The sequence below is a fragment of the Streptomyces sp. NPDC051104 genome, assembly GCF_040682835.1.
Lineage (GTDB): Bacteria > Actinomycetota > Actinomycetes > Streptomycetales > Streptomycetaceae > Streptomyces > Streptomyces cynarae.
This window is the reverse complement of sequence record NZ_JBFBBS010000022.1, coordinates 31,611-54,796: the sequence shown is the minus strand read 5'-3', so window position 1 is coordinate 54,796 and position 23,186 is coordinate 31,611. Positions and strand designations below refer to the sequence as shown.

The 23,186-nt window shown below is 71.5% G+C and carries 15 protein-coding genes; 2 read left to right on the top strand and 13 right to left on the bottom strand.

Annotated features, from left to right (window positions below):
- Window positions 1–58 precede the first annotated feature (58 nt).
- The 10 genes from AB0N14_RS26030 to AB0N14_RS25985 form a co-directional block, all read right to left on the bottom strand.
- The gene (locus AB0N14_RS26030; protein WP_366028121.1) at window positions 59–1,597 is read right to left on the bottom strand and encodes an RNA polymerase sigma factor; all 1,539 of its coding nucleotides are present in this window, start codon (window positions 1,595–1,597) and stop codon (window positions 59–61) included.
- 604 nt (window positions 1,598–2,201) lie between these two features.
- The gene (locus tag AB0N14_RS26025; RefSeq protein WP_366028119.1) at window positions 2,202–3,089 is read right to left on the bottom strand and encodes an FCD domain-containing protein; all 888 of its coding nucleotides are present in this window, start codon (window positions 3,087–3,089) and stop codon (window positions 2,202–2,204) included.
- 165 nt (window positions 3,090–3,254) lie between these two features.
- Window positions 3,255–4,985, bottom strand: coding sequence for an ABC transporter ATP-binding protein (locus AB0N14_RS26020; protein ID WP_366028118.1), 1,731 nt, complete (start codon window positions 4,983–4,985; stop codon window positions 3,255–3,257).
- Between the two features lie 216 nt (window positions 4,986–5,201).
- Window positions 5,202–5,960: an NUDIX hydrolase gene (locus tag AB0N14_RS26015; RefSeq protein WP_366028117.1), complete on the bottom strand. Its 759-nt coding sequence runs from the start codon at window positions 5,958–5,960 to the stop codon at window positions 5,202–5,204.
- Between the two features lie 131 nt (window positions 5,961–6,091).
- On the bottom strand, window positions 6,092–8,230 hold the full coding sequence (locus AB0N14_RS26010) for a glycogen debranching N-terminal domain-containing protein (protein ID WP_366028116.1): 2,139 nt from the start codon (window positions 8,228–8,230) through the stop codon (window positions 6,092–6,094).
- Window positions 8,231–8,429: 199 nt separating this feature from the next.
- A complete protein-coding gene (locus tag AB0N14_RS26005; protein ID WP_366028115.1) occupies window positions 8,430–9,971 on the bottom strand; it encodes a DUF4192 domain-containing protein in 1,542 nt (513 codons plus the stop codon).
- Window positions 9,972–10,176: 205 nt separating this feature from the next.
- The gene (locus tag AB0N14_RS26000; RefSeq protein WP_366028114.1) at window positions 10,177–12,933 is read right to left on the bottom strand and encodes a bifunctional YncE family protein/alkaline phosphatase family protein; all 2,757 of its coding nucleotides are present in this window, start codon (window positions 12,931–12,933) and stop codon (window positions 10,177–10,179) included.
- Window positions 12,934–12,937: 4 nt separating this feature from the next.
- Window positions 12,938–14,302, bottom strand: coding sequence for an ABC transporter permease (locus AB0N14_RS25995; RefSeq protein WP_366028113.1), 1,365 nt, complete (start codon window positions 14,300–14,302; stop codon window positions 12,938–12,940).
- Window positions 14,299–15,240 (bottom strand): ABC transporter ATP-binding protein, encoded by a 942-nt coding sequence (locus tag AB0N14_RS25990; protein ID WP_366028111.1) that lies wholly within the window; start codon window positions 15,238–15,240, stop codon window positions 14,299–14,301. The genes AB0N14_RS25995 and AB0N14_RS25990 overlap by 4 nt, the downstream gene beginning before the upstream one ends.
- 328 nt (window positions 15,241–15,568) lie before the next feature.
- Window positions 15,569–17,728 carry a RecQ family ATP-dependent DNA helicase gene (locus AB0N14_RS25985; RefSeq protein WP_366028110.1) on the bottom strand — a complete coding sequence of 720 codons (2,160 nt, stop codon included), beginning with the start codon at window positions 17,726–17,728 and terminating at the stop codon, window positions 15,569–15,571.
- A gap of 380 nt (window positions 17,729–18,108) precedes the next feature.
- Between AB0N14_RS25985 and AB0N14_RS25980 the strand changes: the two genes are divergently transcribed.
- Window positions 18,109–18,744: a hypothetical protein gene (locus tag AB0N14_RS25980; RefSeq protein ID WP_366028109.1), complete on the top strand. Its 636-nt coding sequence runs from the start codon at window positions 18,109–18,111 to the stop codon at window positions 18,742–18,744.
- A gap of 489 nt (window positions 18,745–19,233) precedes the next feature.
- On the opposite strand, the gene AB0N14_RS25975 is transcribed toward AB0N14_RS25980, so the two are convergent.
- The 3 genes from AB0N14_RS25975 to AB0N14_RS25965 all read right to left on the bottom strand — a co-directional run bounded on the left by AB0N14_RS25975 (window position 19,234) and on the right by AB0N14_RS25965 (window position 21,370).
- Window positions 19,234–19,836: a hypothetical protein gene (locus AB0N14_RS25975; RefSeq protein WP_366028108.1), complete on the bottom strand. Its 603-nt coding sequence runs from the start codon at window positions 19,834–19,836 to the stop codon at window positions 19,234–19,236.
- 69 nt (window positions 19,837–19,905) lie between these two features.
- Entirely contained in the window at window positions 19,906–20,607 is a 702-nt protein-coding gene (locus AB0N14_RS25970) for a ribonuclease HII (protein ID WP_366028107.1), read from the bottom strand.
- A 139-nt stretch (window positions 20,608–20,746) separates the two neighbouring features.
- Window positions 20,747–21,370, bottom strand: coding sequence for a TetR/AcrR family transcriptional regulator (locus AB0N14_RS25965; RefSeq protein ID WP_366028106.1), 624 nt, complete (start codon window positions 21,368–21,370; stop codon window positions 20,747–20,749).
- Between the two features lie 175 nt (window positions 21,371–21,545).
- Here AB0N14_RS25965 and AB0N14_RS25960 point away from each other — a divergent pair, with 175 nt between their 5' ends.
- Window positions 21,546–23,093 carry an MFS transporter gene (locus AB0N14_RS25960; protein WP_366028105.1) on the top strand — a complete coding sequence of 516 codons (1,548 nt, stop codon included), beginning with the start codon at window positions 21,546–21,548 and terminating at the stop codon, window positions 23,091–23,093.
- The last annotated feature ends 93 nt before the right edge of the window (window positions 23,094–23,186 follow it).

The window sequence follows — 23,186 nt, the reverse complement described above, 5'->3', positions numbered from 1 at the left end:
ACACGCAAAGGGGCCGCCTCCCGTAGGAGACAGCCCCTGATGAGCGTACGGCCGAGGGCTAGTCGAGGTAGTCGCGCAGCACCTGGGAGCGCGACGGGTGACGCAGCTTCGACATCGTCTTGGACTCGATCTGGCGGATGCGCTCACGGGTGACGCCGTACACCTTGCCGATCTCGTCGAGGGTCTTCGGCTGACCGTCGGTGAGACCGAAACGCATGGAGACGACGCCCGCCTCGCGCTCGGACAGCGTGTCGAGCACGGAGTGCAGCTGCTCCTGCAGCAACGTGAAGCTGACCGCGTCGGCCGGGACGACCGCCTCGGAGTCCTCGATGAGGTCACCGAACTCGCTGTCGCCGTCCTCGCCCAGCGGGGTGTGCAGCGAGATCGGCTCCCGGCCGTACTTCTGGACCTCGATGACCTTCTCCGGGGTCATGTCGAGCTCCTTGGCCAGCTCCTCCGGGGTGGGCTCGCGGCCCAGGTCCTGGAGCATCTGGCGCTGCACGCGCGCGAGCTTGTTGATGACCTCGACCATGTGCACCGGGATACGGATGGTGCGGGCCTGGTCGGCCATGGCGCGGGTGATCGCCTGACGGATCCACCAGGTGGCGTACGTGGAGAACTTGTAGCCCTTGGTGTAGTCGAACTTCTCGACCGCGCGGATCAGACCGAGGTTGCCCTCCTGGATGAGGTCCAGGAAGAGCATGCCGCGCCCGGTGTAGCGCTTGGCCAGGGAGACCACCAGACGGAGGTTGGCCTCCAGGAGGTGGTTCTTGGCGCGGCGGCCGTCCTCCGCGATGATCTCCAGCTCACGCTTGAGCTTGGGGGCGAGCTTGTCGGCGTTGGCCAGCTTGTCCTCGGCGAAGAGGCCGGCCTCGATGCGCTTGGCGAGCTCGACCTCCTGCTCCGCGTTGAGCAGGGGGACCTTGCCGATCTGCTTCAGGTAGTCCTTGACCGGGTCGGCGGTGGCGCCGGCCGCGGCGACCTGCTGCGCGGGCGCGTCGTCCTCGTCCTCGTCGGAGAGCACGAAGCCGGCGTTCTCCGCGCCCTCGGGCTCCTCGCCGGCCTTGACGGGGGTGTCCTCGAGGACGTCCTCGTCGAGCAGCTCGACGTCGTCCTTCTTTTCGGCGGTCGTCTTCTTGGCCGCCGTCTTCTTGGCGACGGCCTTCTTCGCGACCGTCTTCTTCGCTGCCGCCGCCTTCTTGGCCGCGGTCTTCTTGACGGGCGCGTCCTCAGCCGGATCGTCGGCGACCGGCACCGCCGGGGCGGCGGGGGCGGTGGCCTTCTTGGAGGTCACCGTCTTCGCCGGGACGGCCTTGGTGGCGGTGCGCTTGGCCGGACTCTTCGCTGCGACGCTCTTGCGGGTGCGCTTGGGCTCTGCGGCACTGACCATCAGCGTCACACCCTCTTCCTCGAGGATCTGGTTGAGGCTGCGCAGTACGTTCTTCCACTGAGTGGCCGGAATCTGGTCAGCTTCGAAGGCCCGACGCACATCGTCGCCGGCGATCTGCCCCTCAGCCTTTCCCCGCTCAATGAGAGCCATGACAGAGACGGACTCGGCGATCTCCGGCGGGAGCGTACGGGATGTGCTGGCCGACACGAACAACCTCTCGGAACGTTGGAAAACGGCTTCCGGCCCCGTCCACGACGGACAGGAGCCGACCGTCGGCTTGGGGTGGGCCGACGGCGCGGGCGCGGGCCGGGAAGATGCACAGCGCCGCGAACGGCGTCCGTATTCCTTTCTCGGCTGTCACCTCTTAGGTCATCGCGCAGCCCCGCAGAGCGTTACGCCCAACCTACGTGGCCCGGATCACACCCCGTAACCGCTCAAAAACGTCCAGATACGGGCAGATGTGATCGGTCGACGCCACTGCCGACGCTCGGCCGTCGACGGTTCTACACCACCGCGTATCCCGGAAGCCGCGTCTGACACAGGGAATCCGTATCGGATACCGGGAATCCGTCGCCTGCTCCGAGGACCCGCGGTCGCCACCGGGTCACCCATGACCGGCACCGGATCCCCGACGGCCGTGTCACCCCGGCTCGGGGCGGGGTCGCCGGTCTCCGTCGGGCTCCGCCGGGTCCCGGGAGGATCCGACGGAGTCCGACGGCGGGCGTACGGCTCTCCGCGGCCACCGGCCGCGCGGGCCGGGGCCGCCCGATGCGCGTACCCACCCCCTGGTCGCATCGCCGACGGTGTGCGGTCAGTGCTCGCGCGGCGCGGGCACCACGCGCTCGACCTCGGGGTGGACGGTGAGCAGTTGCCGCATGGCGCCCTCGGCGGCCGCGCCGTCACCCGCGGCGAGCGCGTCGACGATGCGGGCGTGCTGCGACAGGGCCGTCTCGTTCGGGCGGTCGCACCCGGTGACCGGGCCGCCGGAGACCTGAAGGGCGGCCGAGACGATCCCCGAAAGGTGCTCCAGCATGCGGTTGCCGGCGACCTGGATGAGCAGCGAGTGGAACTCCGCGTCGGCACGGGAGAAGGTCAGTGAGTCGCCCTGCCCCAGGGCGTGGCCCATGATCTCGACCATGTCGCCGAGCCGCTGCTGCACCTCCTCGCGCCCGTGCCCGGCGGCGAGGCGCGCGGCGAGCGGCTCGATGGTCCAGCGCAGCTCGCTCAGCTCGCGGCGCTGGTCGTCGCGCTGCGGCCCGAAGGCACGCCACTCGATGATGTCCGGGTCCAGGAGGTTCCAGTCGCTGACGGGGCGTACGCGTGTGCCGACGTTCGGGCGGGCGCTGACCAGGCCCTTGGCCTCCAGGACGCGCAGCGATTCACGGACCACGGTCCGGGAGACCTCGAAACGCTGCCCGATCTCCTCGGGCACCAGCGGGCGGTCGGCACCCAGGTCCCCGGAGACGATCATTTGGCCCAGCTGCTGGACGAGTTGGCCGTGCAGTCCGCGTCCGCGGCTGCCCGCGGCGCGCCGGCCGACGCGTCCCAGTTCCGGCTCCGCGCCCTCCCACGAGGGGGCGCCGACGCGGTCGGCGGCGGGCGCCTCGGCGTAGGGGTAGCGGTCGAGTCCGCCCGGTCCGGCCAGGCCGGAGTCTGCTGAGCGGGCGGCGGTCATCATGGTGTGCGCAAGGGTACTCACGGATCCTTTGTCGGCGCCCTCTCCAACTCCCTTGAGGTCTTTGGTGAAAAGCACACGAAAGGGTGATCGCTCACGGCGTCGCAATTGACGCCTTATCGGAAAGAAATGGGCGCTTTTCAGGGGAGTTGCGACACAGGGGGACCGGATCGGCACGGACTGTTGTCATCAGACTCTGCTGCGCAGGGTTGTGATCAGGTAGGCGCACAGCAGGGCGGACAGGGACAAGGTCAATGCCCCGCCCACGGGTTGGGCGATCATGCGCGCCGCCGCGACCAGGTACCTGTCCCCGCCGAAGGGCCACCGCAGCAGTATCAGGGCGGGCATCCGCTCGGCGAGGCCCGTCGCGGTCCGCACGGACGGCCCCGAGAGCGCCTTCTCGACCAGGGGTACGACCACGACGGGCACCGCGAGGACGGCGGCGAGCCCTGCGGTCGTGGACCGGAAGAGACCGGCGGCCAGTACACCGGCCCAGGCGCATCCCGCGACCAGCCCGCACCAACTCGCCGCCAGCGCAAGCCAGTCGGCGGGAACCTGGGCGGCCTCCCGCCCGTAGAGGAGGTGGAGCGACACCAGGTCGCAGACGGCGGCGAGGGCGGCCAGCGCCAGCGCCGTGGCCCCGGCGACGAGGAGTTTGGCGGCGAGCAGTCCCAGGCGGCGGGGGACGGTCCCGCGGGCCGCCGCCAGGGCGGGATGCCGGAACTCTTCGCCGAAGGCGTGGGCACCCAGCAGTCCGGCGCCGAGCGCCGCGGGCGGCAGCGGGAGCTGTTGCGGCCAGGCGGCCAGCAGGCGGCGCGGCGGAGTGTGCCCGGCTCGGGCGAGGAGGACGGAGAGCAGGACCGAGGTGACGAGGACGGCGGCCGCGGTGGCGTAGCCGGTGCCGATCCCAGCGGCACGGCGCAGTTCGTAGCGCAGCGGGCGCAGGGGGCTCGGGACGGACCGGACGTCGACGGGCGGTGACAGTGGGGGCAGGTCGCCCGGTGTCCCGGCGGACGGGGCCGGGGCGGCCTCGGCACCGGCGGTCGGCCCCATGTCACCGATCTCGTCGGCGAGTTGGTGAACAAGGATGCCGTGCCGGAACGCGGCCTCGCCGATACCGGCACACGTACTGCCGTACACCGACAGCCGGTTGCCGCCCTCCTGGACGATCTCCACCGAACGCTGCGCGGTTCTGGCCTCCTTGGCGAGCAGGGCGCCGAGGCGGGCTGCGTGCGGGCTGCGGACGACCACGCGGGGCCGCAGCCGGGTACGGGCGAAGTCGGCGGCCGGCTGGTCGGCGACGAGACGGCCCTGGTCGAGGGTGACGACGTGATCGGCGGTGCGCGCAGCCTCCTTCGGGTCGGCCGTGGTGAACAGGACGGTGCCGCCCTGGGCGGCGTGCACGCGCAGAGCGCCGTGCAGCCAGCGCCTCTCACGGGTGGAGAGCCCGCCCGCGGGGTCGTCGAGGACGAGCGCGTGCGGGTCGGCGAGCAGGGCGCAGGCGAGGCCCAGGCGGCGGTCCATGCCGCGCGAGAGGTTGCCCAGGCGCTCGTCGCGCAGGCCGACGAGTCCCACCGCGTCGAGGACCTCGTCGGCGCGCCGGGCCGGCACGCCCGCGGCCGCGCACAGCATGCGCAGTTGTCCGCGGACCGTGCGCGCGGGATGACCGGGGACGTCGCCGAGCAGCACGCCCACTTCACGGGCGGGGTGGGCGATGCGGTGCAGCGGGCGGCCCCGGAAATAGGTGATGCCGCGGCCCGATTGAAGTTCGAGCATGAGCCGGAGCGCCGTCGTCTTGCCCGCACCCGAGGCTCCCAGAAGCGCGGTGACATGGCCCGCGTGAGCCTCGAAGGACACGTCGTCGACGGCAGGCGGAAGGTCCTTGCGGGGGGTGCTGGTCAATCCGATCGCCTGGATCACTCGAAGCAAGATAGCGCGATATGCCCATTTTGTCGGGAACCTTGCGGATCGACAGGCTCTCACTTTAATCAGACAGGAACATAATCGGATATATGTCCGGAGCTGATGTCGGCGACCGGAGGTCGGCGACCGACGCCGACGGCGCGCGTGACTCACAGACGGCGGCCGGCTTCCGTCAGCCGTCCGTGGGCCGCATTCACCCCGTGATGCCGCCGGTCAGACCTCAGGACGCAGCATCGGCGGGTTGAGCAGCGTGGCGCCGCCCGCCCGGAAGAGCTGTGCGGGGCGGCCGCCCTGCCGGGTCGTCGTACCGCCCGTGGGGACGAGGAAGCCGGGCGTACCGGTCACCTTGCGGTGGAAGTTGCGCGGGTCCAGCGCCACGCCCCACACGGCCTCGTAGACCCTGCGCAGCTCGCCGACGGTGAACTCGGGAGGGCAGAAGGCAGTGGCCAGCGAGGAGTACTCGATCTTGGATCGGGCGCGCTCGACACCGTCCGCCAGGATCTGCGCGTGATCGAAGGCGAGCGGAGCCACCGGTTCGCCGGCGCGGCCGTACCCGCCCTGCTCCAACAGCTCCTCGATCGGCGCCCAGCGTACGTTGCTGGCGTCACCGCCGGCCCGGGGCGCGGGCAGGTCGGGGGCGAGCGCGAGATGGGCGACGCTCACCACCCTCATCCGCGGGTCGCGCTTCGGGTCGCCGTACGTGGCCAGCTGCTCCAGGTGGGCGCCGTTGTCCTGAGCCGGTGCGGACGGGTCGTGGGTCCGCAGCCCCGTCTCCTCGGCCAGCTCGCGTGCGGCGGCCTGCGCCAGGTCCTCGTCAGCCCGGACGAAGCCGCCCGGCAGCGCCCACCGGCCCTGGAAGGGCGGCTCACCCCTGCGCACCGCCAGCGCACACAGGGCGTGGCGGCGCACGGTCAGCACGACCAGATCCACGGTGACGGCGAAGGGCGGGACGGCTGACGGGTCGTAGGGCATGCCGCGATCATAGTCGTCTTCCTGACGATAAACACTCCCTTCCGTGACCGCTTCGGCGCCTGATCCGCTTCTGTCCGATACAGGTTTCATCGACAGCCGCCCTCCGCGCTGCCGCGCCACGTCATCCGAGGTCACACCCCCAGCTGCAACCCGTCGGCGGCCTCCTCCACCATGGCGAGGCCGAGCCGGCCCACGCGCACGGAGAACGGGGCGCCGGCCAGCCTCAGTCCGGTCAGGACGATCTCACCGAGCGGGGCGCCACGGACCGGACACAGGGTCACCGTCCCGGCGGGCGCGTCCGGACGGATTCCGACGAGCGCGGTGAGCAGCAGCACCCCGGCGGCCGCCGCCGTGGCAGCGGGCCGGCAGGCCGCCGGATGCGGCAGCGGCGCGCTCCCTTCCGTCCGCGGCTCGCCGGCGAACATCTCGGGCAGCCGGTATCCGAACGCCTCCGCCGCCGCCAGCATCCCCCCGAGCAGGCCGCCCGCCTCCTTCTCGTACCCGGCGGCGGCCAGTCCCGCGACGGCGACCGCCGTCTCCTGGACGCGCACCGCTCCCCGGCGGTGTCCGAACGGGTTGTACGCCGCCTCACCGGCCGCCAGGCCGCGCAGTCCCCATCCCGAGTCCATGGCGGGGCCGCCGAGCAACCGCGCGAGCTGCTCGGTGCGCACCTTGTCCAGCAGGCCGGGCGCAAGGGTGCCGCAGCCGAGCAGCCCGGTGTCGAGGAGGTGGGCGGCGCCCGCGCCGAGGTGCGGTACGAGGCGTCCGTCGCGGGTGCGGGCGGCCGCTGGCCTGCCCCCCGACCGGTCCTCGATCCAGAAGTCCTCGCAGAACGCGTCGCGCAGCTCCTCGGCCCATTCGCGCAGTTCCGCCCCGCCCGGTCGCCCGCATGCGTCGAGCAGGTCGGCGCCGACCAACGCGGCGCGGTGGGCGTACGCCTGGGTCTCGCAGCGCAGTGGCCCGGCCGGCTGCGGGTCGGGCAGGTAGACGCCGTCACCGACGGTGGTGCGCAGCCACCGCAGACAGTGCTCGGCCGCCGGCAGCAGCTCCTCCGTCTCCCGCTCGGGAAGCCCCCAGCGCCAGGCTTCCGCGAGGAGCACGGGGAACAGCAGAGTGGCCTCGGTGCCCGTGCAGCCCGGTGGCAGATGCGCGCCCGCGTCCCGGCGGGGCCCCGGGATCATGCCCGAGCGGAGGCCCGGGCCGCCGAGTTGGGTACGGGCGAGGATCCGCAGCGTGCCCGCGGCCAGCCGGGTGCCGAGCGGCAGCGTCATCCGGGCCGCCCCCAGGGACTCCGCGGGCGCCGGGCCGCAGCGCCACGGCGCTCCGGCCGCCAGCTGGATGTCGGAAGGGTGCGCGGGGTCCCGGAGCAGCAGGGCCCTGAGGTCCTCGACGCAGGTGTCCAGCAGCGGCTGGACACGGGGGTCGTCCCCGGTGGCCCGGGCCTGTGCGAGCGGGCTCGCCGCGCCGTGTCCCACCGCTCTGACCGGAACCGCACCGTCCGGCCGCAGCCGCAGTTCCACGCTCCGCGTCCCGCCGGGCGGCAGTTCCAGCTCCCAGCGCAGGAGCCCCGCCGAGGCGAGGGCGTCCGTGGGGGGCGGTGCGGCCGTGACCGCGCAGTCGCCCTTCTGACAGGACCAGCGCAGCCCGGAGTCATGGACGGTGGCGGGGAGTTCGGGTCCGGTGCAGCCTGAGGCGATCTCTCCCAGTTCCGCGAGGTCGGTGCCGAGGAACACCTCCATCGGCAGCCGCAACGGGCGCGCGGCCGCGCTGTGCAGGGTGATCCGCTCCGTGCCGTCGGCGAACCGAACGCGCTCCACGACGACGTCCGGATCCGGTCCCGCGTCGGGGGACGCGTGCACCGTCCCCACGAAACGGGCCCGGTCGGCCGCGATCATGCGGGCCTGAACGGGAAGCGGCTCCCGCCCGGCCACCCGCACCTGGCAGCGGGAGAGCACGCGCCGGCCCGCTCGGTAGAACCCCTCCAGGCCCTGTCCCGTCAGCTGTCCCTGATCCGTGGAGACCGCAAGGCCGGGCAGGGCGACGCAGATCAGCGCGGTGTGGGCGGGCGGCAGGTCGGCGACTCGGCGCGGCGCAGCGGGCAGGGGCGGAGGGCAGGCCTGGGGCCGGTCGACGTGCGGGATGGGAGCCGGTGTGCCGCCCGGCATCGAGGACACAGCCGGTGGGGCGCCCCGGGAAGGCCGGGGCTCCGAGGGGCCGTGGCGGGGACGTCGGTTGCCGTCGGGGGCGGAGAACGGTACGGGCAGGGGCATGGGGCGGCTTTCTCTGCGCTCGGTACGCCTGGGGTGCGCCCGGAGCCGGGCGGGCGGCTCCGGAGAGGGTCGTGAGCGATGCGGCGGCGCGACCCGAGCACGGGTTCCGCCACTCAGGTGAACGGATCGCGCCTGCCCGGGGTCACGCCCATGGGAGGGGATGCCGACCGAACGGCGGTACGCCGCGCGCAGGACGTGCTCATGTGCCGCCCTCCTCCGTACACCGGCCGGAACGGCGGCGGGCACCGGACCGGCCGGTCGCCTCCTCTGCCGCCCGCTGCCCTTCGCCACCAGGTGGGATGTCGGCGGGACGCCGGTGACGGGCCCTGGCCCCCTCGGCGGGACCACGGGGCGGCCGGCTGCCGCCGTTCGCCGGGCGGGCCGTGCGCCTCCGCCGGGGGGCGCCAGGGGCACGGGTGGGCTCCTGCGGGGTGGGCGCCCCGGCCGCGGCGGGGGGCGCGGCACCGCCCGGGAGCTCGGCCCTGTCATCCGGCATCGTGGCGGGCGCCCCCTCGTTCCCTTCGCGGCCCGCTCGTTCCGCACGCAGACAACGGCGGACGGTCTCCGGGTCGAGGCCCTCGTTGCAGGCCTGGTGCAGGAGGCGGGCGAAGAGGTAGTCCGGGTCCGCACCCAGGGCCATGGCGAGGGCTTCACGGGCCTCGAGTTCGTCGCCGGTCGACCAGGCCACCCACCCGGCGAGCGTCAGCGGCGCCGCGGCGTGCTCGCCGTACGAGCCGACACAGCGACGGGCCAGGGCGCGCCACAGCCGTAGCGCCACGGCGGCCTCCGCGCCCTCCATCCACTCCGCCGCGCGGTCGCGGGTCATGCGGTCCTGGAGGCCGACGATCAGGGCCGCGGCCTCGTCGTGCCCGAGCAGTTCGTCGTCGCGCCGGTCCGCGGCTGGGGCTGCGGACACCGGAGGGGCCTCGGCGAGCCGGGCCATGACCCGCTCGGCGAGTGCGAGCGTCTCGGCGGCGACCCCGTCGCGGGTGCCGTCGTCCAGGATTCTCCGGACGAGCGCCATGCTCGCGGCGTCCAGCGCCGCTTCCTGAGCGAGCGCTGCCGCCGTCTCCCAGGGACTGAGCCGCGCCCGGAACTCCTTGAGCGTGCCGCGTACCTGAAGGCCCGCGTAGGTCGCGGCGGCGGCCAGGACGGAGGTGCCGGGCAGGCCCAGCGGCTGCCCCTCGGAGGGACAGCAGCCGGGGCTGGGGCACACATACGACCAGAAGCGGCCGTCGGAGAGGCACAGGGCCTCCACCACGGGCGCGTCGAGGCCGCCGCAGGCCGTGCGCAGCGACTGGGCCAGCGGCCGGAGGCGCTCCATCACATCGCGTCCGGTCTCACCGCTCGACGGTTCCTGGACCAAATAGGCGACCATGCTTTCCGGTCGGGCACCTCTGCGCTCGCTGCCGGCCACCAGGCCGCGCGCCAACTGCTGTGCCGCGGACGGCCAGTCGCCGGGCTGGGCAGGGATGCCGAGCCGTGCGCGCCCGCCGAACCTCCCCCGCCCGTCCCGGTCGTGCAGTGCCACCAGCACGATGCTGTCCTCCGGGCGGTACCCGAGCAGGTACGGCAGGGCGTCGGCCAGCTCGGCCGGGGTGCGCAGCGTGACCTGGGTTTCACCCGGGCCTCCCGCCGAGCGGCCGTGTCCGGCGTACGCGGTGGGCTCGCCGCTGTGGTGTGCGGATCCGTGCATGTCTCCGATGCCGGAGGGGCCGGCCGCTTCGTCGTGGTTCGTCATGCCGCGACCATCTCGCGGATCTTGGAATTCCGCTTGGCCTGTGGACAACCACGACCATGAGCACGCCAGGAGTTGTCCACAGCCAGCCGGGCTCGCTCGCACGATGTCCGACCGATCGGGTTGCCTGGACGCCATGGACCACAAGGGAAGGGGCCCCGAGCCGGCGGTGACGCCGGCCCGGGGCCCCTCGATGCGAACAGCTATGTCAGCCGTCGGACTCCGACGACGGGATGTAGGCGCCGGGCACGTCGTTCGGCGCGTAGATCTTGCTGTCACCGGGGTACGGCTTGGACCAGTTGTACGTCTCGTACCACGTGAGACGGTTCATCTGCTCGGGGTTGGCGAAGTCGGGCACCGCCTTCGTACCGGTCAGCCGCTGGTGCGACTCCCAGGCCTTCCACTGCGCCGCGACCTTCTGCTCGGCCGCCGGCACCGTCACGGACGTCTGCGCGGGCGCCGCCTTGGCGTCCTGCGGCGCCGGGGTGTCCGGGCCGCAGGAGGGCTGGGTGCTCAGGCCGAGGGTCAGCGAGGTCCGGTTGGGCCGCGCCTTGAACGGCGTGTAGTCCGGCTTCTGGGTGAAGGCTCCGAACATCGGGGTGGCCGCGCTGTCCATCTGGTTCATCGGGTGGATCCCGAGGATCTGCTCGACGGTGCGGATCATCGTGATCTGCGAATAGTAGTGGTTGTCGACCTGGCCGTGCTGGGCATAGGGGCTGATGACCTGGACCGGGGCACGGTGGCCGTCGACGTGGTCGAGGCCGGCCTGGGAGTCGTCCTCGACGACGAATATCGCCGAGTCCTTCCAGTACTTGCTGTGCGTGATCTCGTCGACCATCTTGCCGACCGCGAGGTCGTTGTCCGCGACCTCGGCGGCCGGGCTCGCCGGACCACCGGTGTGGTCGTTGGAGAACCAGAACATGTTCAGGTTCGCCGGACCGTTCTTCTCGAAGTCCTGCTTCCAGATCTGTTCCTTGTAGACGTCCGGAACGTTGAGGTCGAACAGCGGGAAGCCGGGCACCGACACCTTGTTGAGCGACGGGATCGCCGAACCCGTCTGAATGGGGTAGGCGGTCTTCTGCCCGGTCGCCTCCATGTTCTTGGCGTCGCAGTACAGGTTCTGCCAGGTCGCGCCGGCCGGCTTGCTCTCGATCGACTGGAACTCGCCGTAGTCCTTGACGGACTTGCCGGCCGCCTGCGCACCGGTCCAGATGAACCCGGACTTCTGGTGGCCGAGAACGTCGTCCTCGGTGTCGTAGCTGCGCGTGTACTCACCGGCCGAGGACTCGGTGTACTCCGGGTTGTCGGCCTGCATCAGCCAGTTGTGGCCCTCGGCGGAGTTCGTGCCGACGTCGTAGAAGTTGTCGTACAGCCCGAACTGCTGCGCAAGAGCGTGCTGGTTCGGCGTCACATTCTCGCCGAACTGCGTGAGCGACGAGTCGCCGTTGCCCTTCGCGATGTCACCGAGGACCTGGTCGTAGGTCCGGTTCTCCTTGACGAGCAGGAAGACGTGCTTGATCGTCGAGGGGGCGCCGAGCCGCGTCGGGACCGGCACCGGCTTCGCGTTGCTCTTGCCCTTGGCCGACTTGACCGAGCCGGCGGTCCAGCCGTTCTGCTTGAAGACCTTGGCCGTCTCGGACCTGATGACGCTGTCGTCCGGCAGCGAGAACTGCGTCAGGCTGGAGGTCGTGTCGTGGGTGCCGTGGCCGGCCGCGGTGGTGGGGCGGCGCGCGTCGATGCCACGGGTGTTGGAGACGACCACGGTGTTGCCCACGGTGGTGATCCCCGAGGGGAAGTAGTCCGTCGGGAGCAGGCCGACGTAGCCGGCCGGCTGCTGCGGGGACGTGTATCGGTACACGGCGACCGCGTTGGCGCGGCCGAGCGTCACCAGCAGGTGACCGTCGTCGGTGAGCGTCACCGCGTTGGGCTCGTAACCGACCGACGCCTCCGGCCACGGCTGGGTGGAGATGGTCTGGACGACCTTGTCGCTGGCGGTGTTGATGACCGACACGTTGTTGTCGGCGGTGTTGGTGACGAACACCGCGCCCTTCTTGGCGTACACCGCGGTCGGGTGCAGACCGACGTCGATGGACCCGACGGCGGCGGACGGGTTCACCACGTCGATGACACTGACCGTGCCGGTGGTGGAGGCACCGGTCTCCGGGTTGGCCGGCACCTGGGTGCCGTAGGAGTTCATCGTGGTGTCGCCGGCCTTGGCCGGACGGCCGCCCTCGTTGCTGACGTAGAGCTTGTTGCCGACCAGGGCGATGCCACGGGGGGCGTTGCCCACGGCCCAGCTCTGCTTGATGGTCCCGGTCGCCGCGTCGATGGCGACCACCCGGTTCTGGCCGTTGACCGCGGAGTACACGGTGGAGCCGTCGGCCGAGAACACCGCCGCACCCACCAGCGCGTGCTTGGAGCCGTCGGCCGGGATGGAGACGGTCGTCGGGTTGGAGAGGGTGCCGTCCGCGTTCACGGTGAACTTGGTGTAGCCGTCGCTCTGGCCCAGCCACAGCTGCTTGCCGTCGGGCGAGTACGTCGGACCCTCCTGGCCGACGGAGCCGCTGCTGATGCGCAGGTCGTCCGCCTTGTTGCTGCCGACCTTCTGCTTCACCTGCCCGGTCTTGAGGTCCATGATGACCAGCGCCGCGTCACCGTCGGCGATCGCGGCCGCGAGGTGGCTGCCGTCCGGGCTGGCCGAGGACGACATGATCTTGCCGTCGTTGATGACAGTGCGGCTGCCGTACGGGGCTATGTACTGGTCGGCGGAGACGACCTGGCCGTTCGCGGTGACCTGACCGACCTGCTGGGTGCCGAACTGGTGCGTCTGGGCGACAGCGGTGCCCGTGACGGCGAGGGCGACAGCGATGCCCGACGTCACCAGCACAGTCCGACGGCCGACACGTCTACCGAAAAGGCTGACCTGCTCCTTCTCGTTGATTCGACGCTGCCGTGTTACCTGCATGGAACTATCCCTTCGAGGAGGTGTCGAGCAGTTCGACGTTGCCGTCGAACTGCCATAGGGGGTTCGGGGCGTCCCCGGTGGGGGTACGGACCAGGAAGTAGCCGTTCACTTCCTTCGGTCCGTCGCCGTCGGCCACGAACCGCCCGTCTGAGGCGACGTCAAGTTGGTAGATGGCCGTCCCTGCGGCCGCGACGCCGGGGAGATGCCAGGTGACGACGCAACGCCAGTCGTTGCCCGCCCCCTGGGGGGCGACCTGGCCGTCGCCCTTGTTGCACGCCGCCGTGGCCTTCAGCTGGGCCTCGGTGACGGCTGGGCGGTGGAGCTGCTCGGTCTGCACGCGGTAGAGGTGGGCGAACGCCGTGGCGACCGACCGCTGGACCTTGTCCTGCTCGATCCCGGAGCCCATCGACGGGGTCGCCACGGCGACCACCGCGACGGTGAGGGCGGTCAGTGCGACCAGCGGCAGGAGTCCGGTGGTTACCGCACGGCGCCCGGAACCGTCGTAGGCCGGGTTGGTGAAGTCGCGCCGCAGGAAGAGCAGGTACGCCAGCACTGTCGCGAGCACGGCCCACACCAGGCTGACCACGATGCCGATCAGGAGCGGGCCGACCTGCGCCGGGCTGGTGAACAGACCGTTCCAGGAGATGAAGGCGTAGCCGGGCAGGGCGAGGCGCACGGCGACGGGCAGCGGCAGCATCTGGGCGACCTGCATCGCGAGCGCGACGATCGGGGGCAGCAGCAGCCCCATCGGTGACCGCCCCAGGGCGACCGACCCGAGCAGTCCGATCCCGGCGAGGGCCAGGGTCGGGGCGAGGGCGCAGGCCCAGGCGAGCAGGACCTTGCCCGCGGCGTCCCCCGGCGCGAGCAGGTGGCCGTCGAGGCCGACGAGCGGCTGGTTGCCGACCGCCACGATCCCGCCGACCGTGCTGGAACAGGCCAGCCCGGCCACGAGCAGCAGGATGACGGTGAGGCTGGCCAGTGACTTCCCCGCGAAGATCCGCCTGGGCGACCGGACGGCCACGAGCAGGTGGCGCCAGGTGCCGAGCCGGTCCTCGGAGGCGAACACGTCGCCGGCGACCACCGAGGTCAGCAGCGGCAGCGCCCACGTGCCCGCGAAGCCGAGCATCACCAGCGGTCCGGCCCACCCCGTGGCGTGCATCCAGCGACCGAAGAGGGTGTCGGCGGGCAGCGTGCTCTGCCGGCTCACCCCGGCGACGAAGAGCGCCGGCGCGATCCAGCAGGCGAGGACCAGCAGGCGGATCCGCCATTGCGAGACCAGCTTGACCAGCTCGAAGCGGTAGCCACGCACCACCGAGACGCGGGGGGCACGGGCCACGACGACGTTGTCATCGACGATGGTCGCGGTCATCGGGCGGCCTCCTGCTGCTCGGTGAGGGCGAGGAACGCGGCTTCGAGCGGCGACACCACTGGGGCGAGCTCGCGCACCGAGACGTCCGCGTGCACGAGCCCCACCACCAGTTCGTCGAGGGCGGGCACCAGCGCGCGCACCACGAGCACCTCCGCGTCGTGCCGTCCCACGGCGTCGTCGACGACCCGTATCCCGGCGGTGTCGGCAGCCAGTCGGCGGGCGGTTTGCGGGTCGGAGGTCCGCAGCCGGTAGTCGAGTTCACGGTTCTCGGCGGCCAGCTTGCCGAGCGGGCCGGAGAAGACGACCCGTCCGGTGGCGATGATGGTGACCTCGGAGCACAGTGCCTCCAGGTCGTCCATGCGGTGGCTCGAGAGGACGACGCTGGTTCCGTCCGCCGCGAGCCGGGTGAGGACACCGTGTACGTGTCTTTTGCCGGCCGGGTCCAGGCCGTTGGAGGGTTCGTCGAGCACGAGCAGCCGGGGCTTGGTGAGCAGGGCGGCGGCGAGCCCGAGACGCTGACGCATGCCGAGGGAGAAGCCGCGGGCCCGGTCGTCGGCGACATCGGTGAGTCCGACCTGGTCGAGTACGTCGTCGATCGCCGTCGTCCGGGCGTCGTGGCCGCGGAGAGCGGCCAGTGCGGCGAGGTTCTGCCTGGCGGTGAGCGAGGGGTAGAGACCGGGCCCGTCCACGAAGCCGGCGACACCGTCGGGAGCGGCGAACGCCCGCCCGACCGGCGTACCCAGGATCTCGAAGCGGCCGCTGTCGGCGACGGCCAGGCCCAGCAGGAGGCCGAGCAATGTCGTCTTGCCGGCGCCGTTCGGTCCTACCAGGCCGTGGATCTGACCTTGAGTCACATCCAGGTCGATGCCGTCGAGTGCGACGACGTCACCGAAACACTTGGTGATGCCGCGAGCCCGGACTGCGAGGAGTCTGCCCATGGGTCCCTTCTTTCGAGTCCGCAGGGACCCTAGGGACGACACACAACCCGGACACAGACGCCCAGCTGAACGTTTGCGGAACGAAGCGTCAAGGTGTCGGCAAGTCGCGTTCAGGAGCAGCCGGCATCGAGCCGGGCTCGGTCAGCGCCTGGACGCACCGCGCCCGTACGAAGTACCGTGGCGCGCTTCAATGCGCCGCCGGCACGAAACAGGCGCCCGCAAAGCGCTTCAGTTCACTCTCCGTCAGACACGTTGAAGCAGACGCGACCGGGAGCTGAACATGCTGCAACCGGTCGCAGCCGGGAAGTGCACGCGGGCCGGGGGAAGCTCAGCCCGCGACGGCGAGGACCAACGGAAGGACCTGTTCGCTGCCTGCCCGGCGGAGGAGGCGGGCAGCGACTGCGAGGGTCCAGCCGGAGTCGGTGTAGTCGTCCACGAGCAGGACGGGGCCGGGAGAGCCGGCCAGGGCATCGGCCAGCTCCTCAGGGACGGTCAAGGCGCCGGACAGCGCCCTCAGCCGCTGGGCGGAGTTGCTGCGGCGTGCCGCGTGCGCGCCACTCGGCCCGGTGTAGGTCAGGGTGCCCAGGAAGGGGAGGCGGCCGATGTCCGCGATGCCCTGGGCGAGGGAACCCACCAGTTGCGGGCGGCTCCGGGACGGCACGGCGACGACTCCCACCGGCCGGGCAGAGGAGTCCGGGGCATCCGGCGCCCAGCCGCCCGGAGAGCGCGCCCAGTCCGCGAGGACCGCCACCGCCGCCTGCAGGACGTCGTCGGGGACCGGCCCGTCGGACGCGTTCTCCGCCAGCAGCGGGCGCAGACGGTTGCCCCAGCCGATGTCCGAGAGCCGCCCCAGGGCACGTCCGGTGGAGCACTGCTCTGTGGCCGGGATGCGCCCCTTGAGGTCGATGCCCAGTGCGGGCATCCCCGTGGGCCACATGCGGCGCGGCTCGACCTCCACCCCCGGGCGGTCCAGTTCCTTGGCCGCCCCTGTCAGCGTCTCCGCCGAAACGGCGGAATCCGCCCAGGGCCCTGCGCAGTTGTCGCAACGCCCGCACGGGGCCGCCCCCTCGTCGTCCAGCTGCCGGCGCAGGAACTCCATCCGGCACTGGGACGTGCTCACGTAATCGCGCATGGCCTGCTGCTCGGCAGCCCGCTGCCGCGCCACCCGGGCGTACCGCTCGGAGTCGTAGACCCACTGCTCGCCGGTGGAGACCCAGCCGCCCTTCACCCGCTTGACCGCCCCGTCCACGTCGAGCACCTTCAGCATCGTCTCCAGCCGGCTGCGCCGTAGATCCACCGACGCCTCCAGGGCCGGCACGGACAGCGGCCGCCCCGCACCGGCGAGGGCGGAGAGGGTCTGTCGGACCTGCGCCTCGGGCGGGAAGGCGGTATCGGCGAAGTAGCGCCAGATGGCCTCGTCCTCCTTGCCCGGCAGCAGAAGCACATCGGCGTGGGACACACCGCGCCCCGCACGTCCCACCTGCTGGTAGTAGGCGATCGGCGAGGACGGCGAGCCGAGGTGCACCACGAAGCCCAGGTCCGGCTTGTCGAAGCCCATGCCCAGCGCCGACGTCGCCACCAGCGCCTTGACCCGGTTCTCCAGCAGGTCGGCCTCGGCCTGCAGCCGGTCGGCGTTCTCCGTGCGCCCCGTGTAGGAGGCCACCCGGAAACCGCGCTGCCGCAGGAAGGCGGTCGCTTCCTCGGCCGCGGACACCGTCAGCGTGTAGATGATCCCGGAGCCCGGCAGCTCGTCGAGATGCTCGGCCAGCCAGGCCAGGCGGTGCGCGGCGTCCGGCAGCTCGACCACACCCAGCCTCAGGCTCTCCCTCTCGAGCGGGCCGCGCAGCACCAGGGCCTCACCGGCGCCGGTGCCCAACTGCTCGGCCACGTCCGCGGTGACCCGCGCGTTGGCGGTCGCCGTGGTGGCCAGCACCGGCACACCAGGGGCGAGCTCAGCGAGCATCGCCCGCAACCGGCGGTAGTCCGGCCGGAAGTCGTGCCCCCAGTCGGAGATGCAGTGCGCCTCGTCGACAACCAGCAGACCGGTCGTGGCCGCGAGCTTGGGCAGCACCTGATCGCGGAAATCCACAGAATTGAGACGCTCCGGGCTCACGAGGAGAACGTCGGTCTCGCCGCGCTCGATCTCCTCGTGGATGGTGTCCCACTCCTCCAGGTTGGCCGAGTTGATGGTGCGCGCCCGGATACCGGCCCGCGCCGCCGACTCCACCTGGTTGCGCATGAGCGCCAGCAGCGGCGAGACGATCACCGTCGGCCCGGAGCCACGCCGACGGAGCAGCGCGGTGGCAACGAAGTACACCGCCGACTTGCCCCAGCCGGTGCGCTGCACCACCAGGGCACGCCGGCGCTCCCGCACCAGAGCCGCCACCGCCTGCCACTGGTCCTCCCGCAACCGAGCCGAGCCCCCCGGGTCGCCGACGAGCTCGGCGAGGATGGCGTCGGCTTCAGCGCGGAGCTCGAGTTCGTCCATGTCCCCATGCAACCCGATGGCACTGACAATCGGCCACCTCACCCAGCGTGACCAGCGGCTCGCGAACGGTCCACGGACGACGCGCCGAAAGGCGCTCGCCGGAGCGGAGAGGGGGCTGCCGGCTGGTCCTCCCGCGCAGGAGTGACCCGCCCCTTCGCTGGGAACACACTGGGCAGAGAGGTAGAGGGGGATATAGGCCACACATCACCAAGAACCGGTCGGCAGCCCCAATTGCTCGTTGCCGCAACCCAGTTCGACGGGAAGAATTGAGGTCCGCTCCCCGCACGGTTCGTCCGTGATCCGGCAGGGCTCTGCCGCGGTGTGCGCCCCCTCAGTCCCACCCCGCCCGCATTGTGGGCGCGTCAGCCGAAGGGAGGATCGTGACCTTCGGATTCGCTCCGTCCTCGGCGGCATCCCTGGCAGATTCCGCCGACCCGTCCGCCGCTTCCGCCCATCCCGTGGCCCGACTTCTCGAGCCGGCGGAGTGGGCGGCCGCCGAGATTCCCCTGCTGCGCAACCCCCGCGAAGTCGTCAGCGGGCTGCACGCCCGACACCGGCCACGCCCCTCCACGGCCGTGGTGGCCGTCCTGGATCCGGAGGAACGACTGTGCGCGAGCGCGTCGTTCACCCGGCGTCCCGCCCCGGCGGACGGGTGGGTGTTCCGCAACGCGCTGCTGGCCCAGTTGCGCCGGGTCATCCCTCACGACCTGCGGCGCCGGACGCCGGTGCGGACGGCGGTGCTGCTCTACTGCCGTGAGGGCGACACGCGGTGGACGGAGGAGGACGGCGCGTGGATGTGGGGCCTGCGCGACGCGTGCACATTGCACGGACTGCGCTGTGGTGCGTACATCACCCTGACGCGCGATGGCTGGCAGGTTCTCGGTGAGGATCGCGGGGGCCGCCGCCCCAACGCGGACTCGACGCCCGAGGAGTTCGATCCGGCGGGCATGCCGCTGCACCAGCCTCGTACCGGGGGCGCTTCCTCGGACCTGCTGCGCCGGGCCGCCGCCCGCTGAGCGGCACGGCACCGTCGCAGCGCGGCCGGGAGCGGCGACGTACGGCGGCGGAAGGCCTCCGCGCCACCAGCTCGCGGGTCCCCACCTGGAGGCGGCGGCCGATCGCGGCGCCCCCGTCCGCGAACAGGCCGCACGCCGGAGGAGTACGGAAGTCGCCCACGCCAACGGAAGTCGCCCACGCCAGTGGCCTGAGGAAACCGTTCGCCTCTACGGCGGCACCGACGGCCGATACGGCGGCACTGTCCACATCGTCAGTGCACACCGACGTCCATCACTGGCCAGCCGATATGCGTCAACGTCAAGCGATATGCGTCAGTGACCACCGACACCGGGAACCCCACCGCAGAAGGGCATGGCGAAGAGAGCGCCGTTCGGAGTGCCGTCGGCGCTGCACTCACCGGCCGCGGCGGCCGAAGCCCGAACCGGTTACCCGGCTCGGTCCCCGGCGCGAAGGGTGGGACGCGAGCGGACCGGACCGGGCCGGGCCGCTCAGACGCCCGCGCCCAGCACCGAGTTGATCTGCTTCGGGTCGCCGCAGACGATCAGCAGGGCACCGGACCGGCTGAGCGCCAGTGGAAGCGTGGCGGCCACAGTGGCGTCGGCACCGCCGTTGACGGCGACCACGACCACCGGTCGGGCGGCGGCACGGGAGGCCACCGAGGCGTCGGCGTAAAAGACGTCGTCACCGGCGTCGTGCTGCGCCCAGTAGGCGGTCTCGCCGAAGGACAGTTCGTGCGCGGCCCACGGGTGCGGCTCGCCGGTGGTGATCACCAGCACGTCGCCAGGGGCGCGACCGGACTCCAGCAGCAGGTCGACGGCTTCCTCGGCGGCATCCAGCGCACTCTCGGCGGAGGCCGGGATCAGCTGGATCTGCGGAGTGGAGGCGGAAACGGACGGTCCGGGCTTGGCCGGCTCGCGCGGGGTGCGCTGGGCCGGCATCGGCCGGATGGGCCCCGGACGTCCGGGGCGGGCAGGGGCCGCGGGGCGGGGGCCCGGTACGGGACGGGGGGTCGGCGCGGTACGGCCGCCGGCCGTGGCGCGGGGACCCTGGGCACTCTCGTGAATCTGAGGCTCCTCGGGAATGAGAGGCATGAGCTGATTTTTATCAAACGCCGAAGCGACCGGCATCGGCGGGCGGCACGTCAGTGCGACCGGAACCGGTCAGAAGTCGAAGCCGAGCTGGCCCTCGATTTCCGGAACGCTTCCGTCCGCCCAGCTGCGGGCCTTCTTGAGGTGCCGCCACTGGGGCAACGCATCAAGATACGCCCACGACAAGCGGTGGTACGGGGTGGGGCCCCGTACCTCCAGTGCGGCCTTGTGCACCGGTGACGGATAACCGGCGTTGGCCGCAAAACCGAATTCTGCATGGTCGATACCCAGTTCGGCCATCATTTTGTCGCGGTGAACCTTGGCTATCACCGAGGCCGCCGCGACCGCCACGCACGACCGGTCGCCCTTGATCACCGTACGGACCTGCCAGGGCGCGCCAAGGTAGTCGTACTTCCCGTCGAGGATGACCGCGTCGGGGCGGACGGGCAGCGCCACCAGGGCGCGTATCGCCGCGAGCCGCAGGGCGGCCGTCATCCCGAGATCGTCGATCTCCTCGGGGGAGGCATGACCGAGGGCGTAGGCCGTGACCCACGTCCGCAGCAGCTCGGCGAGTTCGGTGCGCCGCTTGACGGTCAGCAGCTTGGAGTCGGTGAGGCCCTCGGGCGGTCGGCGCAGACCCGTGACCGCCGCGCAGACGGTGACGGGACCGGCCCACGCACCGCGCCCCACCTCGTCGACACCGGCGATGACCTTCGCTCCGGTCGTTGCGCGGAGGGAGCGCTCGACGGTGTGAGTGGGTGGTTCGTACGGCATGGCGCCCTTAGCCTACGCCGCCGGGATCACCGTGCGACACCCCGGTTTCCCCGGGCAACGGCACACGCCCCGGCGGCCGCCCGGAAGGACGGCGACAGCGCCGCCGCAGCCGGGCCGTCGCGGCGTCCCGGGAGCCGGATCAGTCCCCCACCGGACGCAGCAGCGGGATCATCAGCCGGTCGATCATCTCCTCGACCTCCTGGTCACTCCATTCGCAGGCGCTAATTTTCGTGCGGTACATCATCATCGCCGGCATGACGTCGAAGACATATCCGTTCGCGGCGTCGGGCCGCACCTCTCCCCGCTCGATTCCATGCGTGATGACCTGACGCAGCAACCTGACGCTCGGCTCGATGACACCCTCGTAGATCACACCCTGGAAGCGCTCCACCTCCAGGGTGTCGCATTCGTGAATGACTGAGCGCAGGGCGAATCCGGGGCGCGAATACATCGCGTCGCGGGCCTGCCGGCACAGGGCCAGCAGATCCTCCCGCAGGGTCCCGAGGTCGGGCGCCTCGTCGAAGCGCGGCAGTCCGGCCTGGAGCGCGTCCGCGACGAGGTCCTCCTTGGACGGCCAGCGGCGGTAGACCGCCGCCTTGCCGGTCTGCGCTCCGGCGGCGACGCCCTCCATCGTCAGGCCCTTCCAGCCGACCGTGCTGAGCTGCTCGAGCGTGGCGTCGAGGATCGCGCGTTCGAGCACGGCACCACGCCGGCGGGGCGAGGCCGGCCGGGGAGACGCGGCCGGCCAGGACGAAGTACCCATCTGCGTTTCTCCGTTGAGCAGCGGAAGCGGGGATTCCGAGGATAGGGCGAGCATCCGGGCGGCGGAGCACGGCAACGAAGTCAGTGAACGCTTGCGTTCACTGACGGGGACTCACTACCGTGTGGCACGGAAAGTGAACGCGATCGTTCACTAACGCATTCGTGGGGGGCCCATCGTGACAACCTCTCCATTGATCGAGGACCAGAAGCCGAAAGCCGCCCGCCGGGAGGGGCGTCCCGGCGTCGCGCTGACCGTCATCGCGGCCTGCCAACTCATGGTGGTACTCGACGCGACGATTGTGAACATCGCGCTACCGCACATTCAAGACGCGCTGAAGTTCAGCACGACCGACCTGACGTGGGTCGTCAGCACCTACACGCTCACCTTCGGTGGCCTGCTGCTTCTCGGCGGGCGGGCCGGTGACATCCTCGGCCGGCGCCGGGTGTTCATGACGGGCATCCTGCTGTTCACCTTCGCCTCGCTGCTCGGCGGACTCGCTCAGGAGCCCTGGCAGTTGCTGGCCGCGCGCGCCCTGCAGGGCGTGGGTGGCGCGATCGCGTCGCCCACCTCACTGGCGCTGATCACCACAACGTTCGCCGAAGGCCCGGAGCGCAACCGGGCGTTCGGCGTCTTCGCCGCGGTCTCGGCCGGTGGCGGCGCGATCGGTCTGCTGACCGGCGGCATGCTCACGGAGTGGCTCGACTGGCGCTGGGTCCTCTTCGTCAACGTGCCCATCGGCGTGCTGATCGCCGTGCTCACACCGATGTACATCAATGAGTCCGAACGCCATCCGGGCCGCTTCGACATCGCCGGCGCGCTGACGTCGACGGCGGGCATGGCGTCGCTGGTGTACGGCTTCATCCGCGCCTCCGAGGACGGCTGGCGCGACAGCGTCACGATCGGGTCCTTCGCGACGGCCGTGGTGCTGCTGCTGGCGTTCGCCCTCATCGAGAGGCGGGCCAGGGAGCCGATCACGCCGCTGCGGATGTTCGCCGACCGCAACCGCTCGGGCACGTACGTGATCATGTTGAGCCTCGCCGCGGCGATGTTCGGCATGTTCTTCTACATCGTGCTCTTCGTGCAGAACGTGCTGGGGTACACGCCGATCTCGGCGGGAGTGGCCTTCCTGCCGGTGACGGTGGCGATCGTGATCGGCGCCGGCCTCTCGCAGCGGTTCCTGCCGGTGCTCGGCCCCAAACCGTTCATGGTGGTGGGCGCGACGCTCGTGACGATCGGGCTCGGCTGGCAGACGTTGATCAAGCCCGACAGCTCGTACGCGGGCGGGGTGCTCGGCCCCATGCTGGTGTTCGGCTTCGGGATGGGCCTGAACTTCGTGACGCTGACGCTCACCGCGGTCTCGGGCGTCGCCCAGCACGAGGCCGGGGCGGCCTCCGGTCTGCTCAACGCCACCCAGCAGGTGGGCGGTTCCCTGGGTCTGTCGATCCTGACCACGGTGTTCGGGACGGCGAGCAGGGATGAGGCGGGCAGGCAACTGCCGAAGTTCCTGGCGAACGGTACGGCGGAGCAGAAGGCGGAGTTCGCCAGGACGCACCAGTTGCCGGCTCCGTGGGGGAACGAGGTGCTCGCCCACGGCATATCGACGGCCTTCGTGCCGGCCGCCGCGATGGCGATCCTGGCTCTCGTCACGGCCGCGGTGGTCATCCGGGTACGAAAGAGCGACCTGGAGGCCCTGGCGGGCACGGCAGGCCCGGCCGCCGGCTGAACGTCTCCACCGTCGTTGTCCTCCCCTGCACAGCCGGAGGACAACGACGGCCGGGCGCCCGGGGCGGCGACAGTGAGGGAGCCGGTCCGGCTG

Excerpts from the sequence above, each read along its gene's own strand:
- AB0N14_RS26000 (WP_366028114.1), bottom strand. The coding sequence starts at position 12,933 with ATGCAGGTAACACGGCAGCGTCGAATCAACGAGAAGGAGCAGGTCAGC.
- AB0N14_RS26015 (WP_366028117.1), bottom strand. The coding sequence starts at position 5,960 with ATGCCCTACGACCCGTCAGCCGTCCCGCCCTTCGCCGTCACCGTGGAT.
- AB0N14_RS25990 (WP_366028111.1), bottom strand. The coding sequence starts at position 15,240 with ATGGGCAGACTCCTCGCAGTCCGGGCTCGCGGCATCACCAAGTGTTTC.
- AB0N14_RS25965 (WP_366028106.1), bottom strand. The coding sequence starts at position 21,370 with ATGGGTACTTCGTCCTGGCCGGCCGCGTCTCCCCGGCCGGCCTCGCCC.
- AB0N14_RS25985 (WP_366028110.1), bottom strand. The coding sequence starts at position 17,728 with ATGGACGAACTCGAGCTCCGCGCTGAAGCCGACGCCATCCTCGCCGAG.
- AB0N14_RS25995 (WP_366028113.1), bottom strand. The coding sequence starts at position 14,302 with ATGACCGCGACCATCGTCGATGACAACGTCGTCGTGGCCCGTGCCCCC.
- AB0N14_RS25975 (WP_366028108.1), bottom strand. The coding sequence starts at position 19,836 with ATGCCTCTCATTCCCGAGGAGCCTCAGATTCACGAGAGTGCCCAGGGT.
- AB0N14_RS25970 (WP_366028107.1), bottom strand. The coding sequence starts at position 20,607 with ATGCCGTACGAACCACCCACTCACACCGTCGAGCGCTCCCTCCGCGCA.
- AB0N14_RS26010 (WP_366028116.1), bottom strand. The coding sequence starts at position 8,230 with ATGCCCCTGCCCGTACCGTTCTCCGCCCCCGACGGCAACCGACGTCCC.
- AB0N14_RS26005 (WP_366028115.1), bottom strand. The coding sequence starts at position 9,971 with ATGACGAACCACGACGAAGCGGCCGGCCCCTCCGGCATCGGAGACATG.